Here is a 279-nt window from a genome sequence, read left to right as displayed (position 1 = left end):
GAAGTCGACGCGGGCCCGGAAATCCTGCAAGAGAAGATTCGTCGCGACGCCTGCCAATGGCAATGGAAGCTCTTGCGCATGTACTCGAAGCCGACCATCGCGATGGTCAACGGCTGGTGTTTCGGCGGCGGCTTCTCGCCGCTCGTCGCGTGCGATCTCGCGATCGCAGCCGATGAAGCGGTGTTCGGCCTCTCCGAAATCAACTGGGGCATTCCGCCGGGCAATCTGGTGAGCAAGGCGATGGCGGATACGGTCGGACATCGCCAGGCGCTCTACTAC

At 62.4% G+C, this 279-nt stretch carries 1 protein-coding gene; it reads left to right on the top strand.

Features of this window, described 5'->3' with window-relative positions; genetic code table 11:
• Positions 1 to 279 (top strand): enoyl-CoA hydratase-related protein (locus tag SB822_RS56565; protein WP_410859034.1); only part of this gene is annotated, 279 nt, incomplete at both ends.

It is taken from the genome of Paraburkholderia sp. SIMBA_054 (genome assembly GCF_046534875.1).
Taxonomy (GTDB): domain Bacteria; phylum Pseudomonadota; class Gammaproteobacteria; order Burkholderiales; family Burkholderiaceae; genus Paraburkholderia; species Paraburkholderia hospita.
The sequence above is the reverse complement of the archived record's forward strand: the minus strand, read 5'-3'. Positions and strand labels throughout refer to the sequence as shown.